Here is a 2,135-nt window from a genome sequence, read left to right on the forward strand (position 1 = left end):
ATATCATAAAACTATAAATTTTTTGCGCAGCTATCTGTTCAATACTAAATGGATGTTTTTAATGAGAAAATTTCACAATATAGTATCCCCTCCAATATACATAGGTTCATTTTACTTATTAAATTTACGACCCACATAACTTTTGAATATATTTTAAGGCTACTTCTTGCTAATATAATATTAAAATTATATTCAGGAGGTTTGGCTTATGGACAGTAAAAAGCAACAAGATTTAGCTCTTTTTAGATTCGCGCTAATCGCACCCTTAGTTAATGAAACATATGAAGCAGTTTCTAAAAGCCAATATTTTAGAGATATAGCATCAAAATCTCATACTTTACCAGATGGAAAAACTATTCAATTTTCTCCAGCTACTATAAAAAAATGGTTTTTAGCATACAGGCATAAAGGATTTGAAGCGCTAATGCCTAAATCTCGCTTAGATATTGGTACGCCAAGAAATCTTGATTCTAATGCTATTTCAAAAATACTTGAATTAAAGGGATTTTACCCTTATATAACAGGCACTTTAATTTACCATAAACTTATTGAAGAAGGTTATGTTAAAGAAAATAAGACGTCTTTGGCTACTGTTTTAAGGTACATACGTGATAATAACCTCAAAAGAAAGCAGATAGCACCAATAGATAGAAGAGCATTTGAAATGGAATTCGCCAATGATTGTTGGCAATCAGATACGACACATGGCCCAGTTATTAAAGTAAAAGGGCAAAAAAAACAGGCTTATCTAATTACGTTTCTTGACGACGCATCTAGGTTAATCCTTCATGGGGAATTCTTTTTTAATGATAACGCTGTAAATATGCAGACTGTTTTTAAAAAGGCAATATCAAAATATGGATTGCCAAAAAGGTTGTTCGTTGATAATGGAAAGACTTATAAAAATGACCAACTTGGTTTGATTTGTGCATCTTTAGGTATTGAATTACTCCACACAAAAGTATATTCACCAGAATCGAAAGGTAAAATAGAAAGGTCCTACCGGACAATTAAAGATAACTGGATGAACGGTATTAATTGGAATGATTATGAATCTTTAGATGAATTAAATACTGACTTTAACAAATATCTAAATGAGAAATATACCAATATAATTCATTCTAGCATAGAGACAACCCCTAGAGCAAGATATATTAAAGATATCGATAGAATTAAATTTATACCAGCTGAAGAGCTTGATAATCACTTTTTACACCGCGTAGCAAGGAAGGTTAATAATGATGCTACTATACAATTACTTTGCAATCAATTTGAAGTTCCTGCAAAATATATAGGGCAGAAAATCAATGTAAGATATTCACCTATTGATTTAGACAAAGCCTTTATTTTTAATAAGGATAATAAAATAGTTGATGTTGTATATCCTCTTAAGCGTGTAGATAACTCTAAAGTAAAAAGAAATGTTATTGATTATTTTAAGATTAACGGAGGTAGATAAAAATGTATAAAGCCTATTGGGGAATGGAGTTTAATCCTTTTGATAAAAGCTTAAGTGAAAAGAGTTTTTATAAATCTGATGATTTTGCGCAAGCAATGTCAAGAATGGAACATCTTAAAAATATTAAAGGTATCGGTCTTTTTACTGGACTTCCAGGCACTGGGAAAACATATTCCTTAAGATGTTTTGTAAACAGTCTAAATCCAAATTTGTACAAGATTATTTATATTACGTTATCTACTGTTACAGTATTAGAATTTTATAAATCGATAGCCTACGGCTTGGGCGTGGAGCCCTATTCGAAGAAAATAGATCTCTTTAAAGGCATACAAGAAAGAATAATTTCATTATCTAGAGATAAAAAAATTATACCGCTTATTATGATAGACGAAGCGCAATACCTTAAAACTGATGTTTTAAATGACTTGAAACTGTTGCTAAACTTTGATATGGACTCAAAAAACTATGCCATATTGATACTTTCTGGACAACCGTTGTTAAATAACATCTTATCAAAACAAATACATGATGCTTTAAAGCAGCGAATTGTAATTAACTATAATTATGAAGGTATATCCAAAAACGAGGTTAATGGCTATATATCTTCAAGATTAAAACTTTGTGGCATAGTCGATGAGATCTTTAATGCTAATGCAATAGAAGCTATTAATTCCTG

General features: G+C 30.5%; 2 protein-coding genes. Both read left to right on the plus strand.

What is annotated here, in order from left to right:
* The first annotated feature begins 208 nt into the window (after nucleotides 1-208).
* Nucleotides 209-1,459, plus strand: coding sequence for a DDE-type integrase/transposase/recombinase (locus KPL38_RS19020; RefSeq protein ID WP_216290705.1), 1,251 nt, complete (start codon nucleotides 209-211; stop codon nucleotides 1,457-1,459).
* A gap of 2 nt (nucleotides 1,460-1,461) precedes the next feature.
* The coding region (locus KPL38_RS19025) for an ExeA family protein (RefSeq protein WP_216290706.1) at nucleotides 1,462-2,135 on the plus strand (674 nt) is incomplete at its 3' end.

This window comes from Clostridium psychrophilum (assembly GCF_018861705.1).
GTDB lineage: Bacteria > Bacillota > Clostridia > Clostridiales > Clostridiaceae > Clostridium_AD > Clostridium_AD psychrophilum.